The sequence below is a fragment of the Streptomyces sp. NPDC096040 genome, from assembly GCF_040303265.1.
In the GTDB taxonomy this organism is placed as follows: Bacteria; Actinomycetota; Actinomycetes; order Streptomycetales; family Streptomycetaceae; genus Streptomyces.
In genome coordinates this window covers 1-7,467 of record NZ_JBEOTA010000075.1, presented here as the reverse complement: position 1 = coordinate 7,467, position 7,467 = coordinate 1, and the positions used below count along the sequence as shown (strand labels likewise).

General features: G+C 66.7%; 5 protein-coding genes and 1 pseudogene. 2 read left to right on the top strand and 4 right to left on the bottom strand.

The window, feature by feature from the left end; translation table 11 throughout:
* Positions 1 to 204: 204 nt before the first annotated feature.
* Positions 205 to 900, top strand: coding sequence for an orotidine-5'-phosphate decarboxylase (pyrF, locus tag ABTY98_RS41790; protein ID WP_352226409.1), 696 nt, complete (start codon positions 205 to 207; stop codon positions 898 to 900).
* A 359-nt stretch (positions 901 to 1,259) separates the two neighbouring features.
* Here pyrF and ABTY98_RS41785 read toward each other — a convergent pair whose 3' ends face one another.
* The 4 genes and pseudogenes from ABTY98_RS41785 to ABTY98_RS41770 form a co-directional block, all read right to left on the bottom strand.
* Positions 1,260 to 2,486: an IS701 family transposase gene (locus tag ABTY98_RS41785; RefSeq protein ID WP_352226408.1), complete on the bottom strand. Its 1,227-nt coding sequence runs from the start codon at positions 2,484 to 2,486 to the stop codon at positions 1,260 to 1,262.
* Between the two features lie 128 nt (positions 2,487 to 2,614).
* Positions 2,615 to 2,746 (bottom strand): annotated as a pseudogene (locus tag ABTY98_RS41780) (IS701 family transposase); the annotation flags it as partial.
* A gap of 155 nt (positions 2,747 to 2,901) precedes the next feature.
* Positions 2,902 to 3,870, bottom strand: coding sequence for a TIGR01777 family oxidoreductase (locus tag ABTY98_RS41775; RefSeq protein ID WP_352226407.1), 969 nt, complete (start codon positions 3,868 to 3,870; stop codon positions 2,902 to 2,904).
* Positions 3,871 to 3,949: 79 nt separating this feature from the next.
* Positions 3,950 to 5,215 (bottom strand): ISAs1 family transposase, encoded by a 1,266-nt coding sequence (locus ABTY98_RS41770; protein ID WP_352226406.1) that lies wholly within the window; start codon positions 5,213 to 5,215, stop codon positions 3,950 to 3,952.
* A 756-nt stretch (positions 5,216 to 5,971) separates the two neighbouring features.
* Here ABTY98_RS41770 and ABTY98_RS41765 point away from each other — a divergent pair.
* A complete protein-coding gene (locus tag ABTY98_RS41765; RefSeq protein WP_352226405.1) occupies positions 5,972 to 6,298 on the top strand; it encodes a hypothetical protein in 327 nt (108 codons plus the stop codon).
* Positions 6,299 to 7,467 lie beyond the last annotated feature (1,169 nt).

Sequence of the window (7,467 nt, the reverse complement as noted above, 5' to 3'; positions counted from 1 at the left end):
CCTCAGACAGCGAGATTGACACGGCAGAAGGCCCAGGACCTGACACCCGAACAGGGTAGCAACTTACCCTCGTGATTTCTGGCGCACCACACTAGTGCTGTGACCGGAAACGATCACGGGGGTGCGTGGACGTGGCAGCTGCGGATTGCCGGTCTGGTGGGGCCTGGTGATGGGCAGCGGTTGAGGTGGCGACACAATGACGTCGTGGAGCCGACCAGCCAGATCATCGTCGCCTTGGATTGTGACAACCGTGCAGCCGCTGACAGCATCGTCGAGCGGCTGGGCGAGGAGTGCCGTTTTTACAAGGTTGGCCTGGAACTGCTCACCGCGGTTGGCCCCGACTTCATCAAGCCTCTCGTTGGGCAGGGCAAGGAGGTCTTCTTGGACCTCAAGCTCTTCGAGATTCCCAACTCGGTTGCTGGTGCGGTCCGTGCCGCAGGAGCTCTGGGTGTCTCCATGGTGACCGTGCACAGCATGGGCGGTGTGGGCATCATGAGGGCCGCCGTCGATGCCGCCCGCGACTTCCATGACCTGCGCGTGCTTGCCTTGACCGTGGTCACCAGCATGACCGACGGGGATCTTGCCGACATCGGCGTCGGAGATTCGACGCAGGAGCAGGTGCTCCGGTTGGCTCAGTTGGCCTCCAGGGCCGGCTGCCACGGTGTAATCGCCTCGCCGCAGGACGTGGCGGCATTGCGGAGCGTGCTGGGTGCCGATGGCCTGATCGTCACGCCGGGAGTCGCGCTGCCCGGTGAATCATCGGGCGAACATGCCCGCTCCGGGACGCCGTGTGCTGCCATCGCTGCCGGGGCCTCCCATGTCGTCGTGGGCCGAACGGTCACGCGTGCCACGGACCCGGCGGCCGCATTGCGTCTCGTCCGCGCCGACCTCGGTTCGTAACAGGCGCATCCCGTAATGGGCGGGGTCAGGCCGGGATGGCCAGTGGTCGGCCGCCCCACCGGATGCCTTTCTCGCTGCGGACGCGGGCGCGTTCGCGCCGCTGGGCGGCCAGTACTACAGCCGGAGATCTTGAGGGTCGGTGATGGGTGGGATCGGCCGGTGGTGGGCCCAGGGTCGGAGGCGGTCCGGGAGCGGGTCTCCGCGGCGTCGGTAGTGACTGACCATGGCGCGGGTCTGGTGGAGTCGGCGCCATAACTCGCAGGTCAGGACGGTCTCCACGGGGTGGCGGGGGTTGAGGTGCGTGGCGGCCAGGCAGTGCCGGATGGTGTGGATGGATGGCCGCAGGAGCGGGCCGGGGATCAGCCAGCGGCCTCGCTCTCCTCGATGCTGGGAGCTTTTCCCTGATCGGGGGCCTGCTCCGAGCCGGTATCCGGATCGGGTTCGGGGGTCTGGCCGGGTTCGGGAATGGCGGCGCGTTGGATGCTGAGGAACGCGGTGGCCAGCATGCAGGCGGTGACGTGACGGTGCCAGGGGGTCCATTTACGGACCTGGTACTGGGCCAGGCCGACAAGCTGCTTGTTGATCTCGTTGTCCTCCTCGATCTGCCAGCGGCCACCGGCCCTGGCGATGACTTCCGAGACCGTGGTGCCGACGGGGGCGTGGACGAGGAAGTAAGCGATCTCCCGGTGGAGTTGTCCGTCCTTGCCCCGCCGGTTGGGGTGCAGGGACCGTCGCAACACCAGCCAGTGCGTGAAGCCATCAGCCGGGCTCTCGTCTTTGACCTGCACGGCGAAGGCCGTCCAGTCGTAGAGCCGCTCGCCCTTGGCGCCGTCGCCGCAGGAGCGGCGTTCCCACTGGTCACGGACTTTCGCGTAGTGGAGCAGGTCGTCGGCGCGCTTCACGGCCGGCTGGCGCGGCTTGCCCGGCGGGCCATCGACCGGGAGGTCGACCGGGACGCCGAACACGTACGGCACCGCGTGGTCATGGCACCAGGCCCGCAGCTGCGGGTCACGGCCGTAGCCGGCGTCAGCCAGTACCCAGGAGAACGGGACGCGGGCATCGCGGGCCCGCTCGAGCATCGTGATGGCCAGCTCGGGCTTGGTGGCGAAGGCTATCTCGTCAGGCACCCCGGCCTCACGACACCTGTCGCGGTCGTCCGTCCATTCCTCGGGCAGATACAGACGGCGGTCGATGAAGGCGTGTCCAGCGGCGGTGGCGTAGGTGAGCATCACCATGGTCTGGCAGTTGCGGACATCGCCGGTCAGCCCACAGTGCTGGAAGGCCACCCCGACCGACTTGGTGCCCTTCTTCTGCGCCTGGGTGTCATCGATGACGAGTGAGGCGTCCTCGCAGCCCAGGTGCGTGATGACGTAGTCGCGGACCGCGTCACGCAGCCGGTCGGCGTCCCACACCGATCCGTTGAGCAGCCACTGCATCCGGTCCGCGGTCACATGTCCGGCACGCTCCGACAGCGTCCAACCGTTCTTCTTCGGCAGCTCCGTCAGCAGCCCCTCAATGAACTGCGCGAACACCAACCGCGGCTCCGGCCGGTTGAACAAGTACCCCAACGAACCAGATCGCTGCATGCCCACCAGAGCACTAGTAGTGCTTGGTCAGGTTGGTATGAGGTCTGGTATGTCGCGGTGACAGGTGGGGCAGGCGCCGGTCCAGGCCGCGAGGAGTAACTGCAGTTCGCGGGCGACTCGGTAGAGGCTCAGGCTGGCGCCGTCTCTTTTGGGGACCGGGTGATGCGCTGGAGGGTGCAGAAGGCGTGCGCGACGGAGACGAGGGTGACGTGGTGGTGCCAGCCTCTCCAGGTGCGGCCTTCGAAGTGGGCCAGGCCCAGGGCCAGGGCGGCGTCGTTCAGTGGGTCTGTCCGGTTTGATCACGTGATGCCGAGGTGGCCAGGGGGAGGGTGGCGTTGCGCGCATGGTGGCTGGTGCAGCGCAGGCTGGCCAGGGCCCGACGGCGCGGCCAGATCGGCCGCCGTCCCGGATCCGTTCACCGGCGTGCCGCGGAACCGTCTCCGACCCGTTTGCGCACCCGACGCACCAGCTCATCCGCGGCCTGCGGCCACTGTGCGTACTGAAAGTCGAAGCCTGCCTGGGTCAGTCGGCCCGGGACGACACGGCGGCTCTTCAGCAGCAGTTCGGTGTCGGAACGCAGAGCGAACGCGCCGACCTCGGCCATCCACTTGGTCGCAGGGAGACCCACCGGTACACCCCAGGCGGAGCGCAGGGTGCGCATGAATGCGCGCTGCGGCAGGGGATGGGGAGCCGCCAGGTTCACCGGCCCTGCGATGTCCTCCCGGTCGATCAAGAACTCCACCGCGCGCACGAAGTCGTGTTCGTGGATCCACGACACGTACTGTGCTCCCCCGGCGACCGGGCCGCCGAGACCCAGGCGGGCCAGTCCTAGCAGGACGGCGAAGACCCCGCCGGGGTCCGGGCTCATCACCATGGCCGAGCGCAGAGCGACCTTGCGCGTGGCCGGCGTTTCGGCCTGCTGCTGAGCCTGCTCCCAGGCCTTGGCGATCTCGACGCTGTACGCCCAGTAGTCCGGCACGCCCGGTTCGGTACCGCCGATCACACCGGTGGCCTCGTCGTTGGGGGCGTCGAAGCGGTGCGCGTACACCGTGGCGGTGCTCATCTGCAGCCAGAGCCGTGGCGGTCGGGCAGCTCCCGCAATCGCGGCGCCCACGACCCGGGTGGAGTCGACCCGGGAGTCCATCATTTCCTGCAGATTGGCCGCCGTGTATCGGCAACTCACAGTGCGTCCGGCCAGATTGATGACGACATCGCTGCCGTCCACCGCCGCCGTCCATGGCCCCAGGGTCTGACCGTCCCATTGGACCTCGCCCTCGCGCCTGGGGCGTCTGGTGAGAATCACGACCTCGTGGCCGGCGGCGTCGAGTGCGCGCTTCAGGATCGCGCCGACCTGTCCGGTGCCCCCAGGAATCACAATCTTCATCGGCTGCCCCCTCCTTCGTCTTGGGTGAGCCTAGACCAAAGAGTTGAACATGTTCAAAACTAGGGTGCGATCCGCGATTTCAGTCAGCCTCGCCGTGCGGCACGGGGCGCTGGACGTCAGTTGGGAGCGTTGTCCGGTTTGACGTGATGCCGAGGGTGGTCAGGGGGCGGGTGGCGTTGCGCGCGTGGTGGCGGAGGCCGGCGGCGATACTCCGGTGCCCTGCCAGGCGGAGGGCACCGATGGCGAGGTTGCGCAGGCTGGCCATGGCCCGAGGGGCGGTGCCGGTGCGCACACGGGAGGCGTCCTCAGTCCAGGCGGTGTCACGTACGTGGTGGAGCTGGTTCTCGATGGCCCAGTGCCGGCGGATGCGGCGCGCGATTTCGGCAGCATCTGCCTGGTCGGCCGCGAGGTCGGTGACGGCGTATACGCGCTCGAGGGTGACCGCGCCGGCAGTGATGGTGCGCCGGCGGCGCACGATCTGCACCGCTTGTGCGGCGTGCGGGAAGTCGAGGTTGGCCACGGTGGCGGTTTTGACCCGTCTGATCTCGTCGCGGCCGTGCGCGGTGGAGCGGGTCTTGCCCAGCAGGGGCACATCCCGCCAGGGCAGGCGTTTCAGGCGCTGGTGCAGCAGGGGCTGGTTCCCCTTGATCACGGCGATGTAGTGGGCTTTCTTGTCCTCGACCAGGAAGCGCGCGTGCGCGGTCTGCGAGTGCAGGGCGTCGAAGGTGACCACGGTGTCGGCCAGGCCGAGCTCGGCGAGCATGGGCCGGAAGACGGTGATTTCGTTGGTCTTGCTGTCCACTTCGCGCTGGGCGGTGACCAGGCCGGTGGCGGTCATCGCCGCGAGCAGGTGGACCTGGGTGCCGTCGGAGCGGCGGGCGCCCCGCACCGTCTTGCCGTCCACGGCCAGGGAACGGCGGGGCCGTGAGAGCGGGTCCTGACCGGATGGCGGGCGGTCGGGGTCGCGGGCGGCGAGCCAGGAGCCGATCGCTATGTCGAGCGCGTCGCCGTCGATGCGTTGCAGGACCCGGCGCACGGTGGCCTCGGCCGGGGCGGTCGGGCCGCTGGGTTCACGGCATGGGCCGCCCAGCGCAGCAAGGACAGTCGGCGGCGCGTCTGCGGCCCACTCCGCGATCGCGGTCAGAGATCTCGCGCCGGTCAGGACAGCGCAAGCGGCCAGCGCGAGGACGAAGGCGAGGGGATGGCGGCGGCCCTTGGCCCGGCGCGGATCAGGCACCGCCGCGAGACAGTTCAGCAGGCCGGGGTGTTCCCCAGGTACGGGAGGCCGGGCAGCAACGAGCTGGCCCAGACTGGCAGGGATAGGCGATGATGAGCGGCCAGGCACGGTCTTCCGTTGCGGTGATCAGGGACTCGACACCTCATGATCACCCGGAGACTGTGCCCGCCTCCGTTCCGGACCGATCCGCGGACATCGCAGCCAATTCGGCTACATGAGTCGCCATCAAGTCGGACAGAGCGACTGAACGACGCCGCCCTGCCTGTGTCCCTTCCCCCCGGAGCGTAAGCGGGCTCTGGCATACACCACTGTCAGGCGCGTGTACATCGACTACCTCAGGGTCAAGTCGAACCTGTACACGCCCAGCGACTCGCCGTTTACAACATCTAATCAACCACCATGAAATCGGACAGATCGGAACTACGCCGGGGCCGTGACACCACATCAACGAACCCAAGTGCCGGAAGCAGCCCGTAAAATTCGCGGCGCCTCCCTGGGCGACAGGGTGACCTGGTGGACAGCGGAGAGTCCCTCGCCCTCTCCTTTGGATCGCGACTTCTAACTGGACGTCAATTTCCTTCGGCAGTAAATGTGTTGCGACGTACCTCAACTGCCGGAAAGTGCTCAATCCGAGCTGCACCCGTAGATCTTCATGGAGAGTGTCGGCAGGACGAATGGCGCGACGCGCCCTCGTTTCCGCGAGGTACACCACTTGTTAAGGCACCGCGATTGGATTTTGAGGCGTCGCGCGTGTGAGTATGTCGGCGAAACCGCGGTCGCCTTATCGACATGACGACCGTTTCATGCAGAAGGAAAAAAATGAACTTGCTGTCCAAGCGTCGCACTGCCCGTAAGCTCGGAGCGGTGGCTGCGGCCGGTGCGGGTCTCCTCGCGCTCGGCACCCTGACCGCCACTCCGGCGAGCGCAACCGTGTGGTCGAAGAACCTCATGGTGCAGGTGAGCCAGTCCCCCATCTGCATCAAGGCGTCGGGATCCACCGGCACCAAGGAGAAGACGCTGTGGGGAGGTGGCTGGTTCAGCATGGACATGCAGGTCCAGGCCGGATCGACCATCAGCATCGAGGGCGGCGCTCCCAACCCGTCCGGGGTCTGCGAGTACCCCGGCAACACGACCAAGTCGTATTACGTTTCGACCGACGACCTGACGAACTTCTGGGCTACGTACAACTAGTAGCGAACAGCCCGTGGGGCAAGGGCGCTTGTGTCACCATGTGACGGAGCGTCACCATATTGCTTCCTTGCTTTGAAAGACATAGGAGCCGGCACCCCCACTGCTGATTCCGGAACCGTCCGGTGACAACCGGCGAAGAAGGCCAACTCCATGCGGAGTTGGCCTTCTTCGTATTGCGGCTCTTCGAACTTGATACGGCAGCTGTAGATAGGTCTGCCGATGCGTTTTCCGGGCGTATTCCGGCAACGGATTCCCGTGTCTTTCTCGATTCCCGGGGTGGTGGCGGGTGCGGATTCCAGAGTTTTTTCTCGTCCGGGTTTTTGAAGCAGCGTCACCATTTCCCGGTCCGGGCATTGTTGCGACCCCCGGTGTTCGCCCCCACCCCGTGACGGCCCGTCAGTTCGAGCTGGGAGCCACCCCCGCGCCCCGCTACGGCCCGGACCAACGTCCGTGCAGGTCAGCCCCGGTGACGCTGCGCCCCGACATGGGCCGGACAGGGGCGAGTGCCCCCCCGATCAGGGTTTTACCGGACCCCGTGGCGGCAATAACCTGAGTCCGCAGACCTTCCGGCGGGATTCCTTGCCCGGCTGCTCCGAGAGATTCCGGAGCACTGAATCCACCGCCTCAACCTGATGCGGACGCAATTCCATGTGAGCCACAAGACCTCGCATTCTCAGAGTTCGGCGGAGGGGCTATGGAGTTAGCCCAGAATGGATCCGGGACCAAATTGACGCAACGACAGATAGGTAACTCACGGGGCATCTTGAGTTCGAATCACCCTCCCGAGTGAGGGAGCGCAACCATGCCATCATCCCAGAACCAAGCTCAAAACAGAAGTGACGCACAGGGGTCTGACCGGAAGTCACCGGAACTGGCCGACGGGAGAGTTGACGGTCAGTCACATGCGGTCGACGAGCTCGCGGCCCCTTGCTGCCGCGCTTTTCGCCTGACTGCGGAGCAGTCAGGCCCCGTACCAGCGCGGAGCGTTGGTACGGCAGGCCGGGCACGGAGTGCCTGGCCTGTCCCGGACGGAGTCCGGGACTCTCCGGCGCGCAGCGCCGGGAAGCGTCGCGTAGCGACGCCGCGTCGCGTCTGCGGAGCAGACCGCCCCGATCGGAAGAGCGGACCACCCAACCACTGACACCCACCCAGACATCGCCGTTTGCGTG

What these genes read in the sequence shown, in the direction of transcription:
- ABTY98_RS41775 (WP_352226407.1), bottom strand. Translation starts at nt 3,870, where the DNA reads ATGAAGATTGTGATTCCTGGGGGCACCGGACAGGTCGGCGCGATCCTG.
- ABTY98_RS41785 (WP_352226408.1), bottom strand. Translation starts at nt 2,486, where the DNA reads ATGCAGCGATCTGGTTCGTTGGGGTACTTGTTCAACCGGCCGGAGCCG.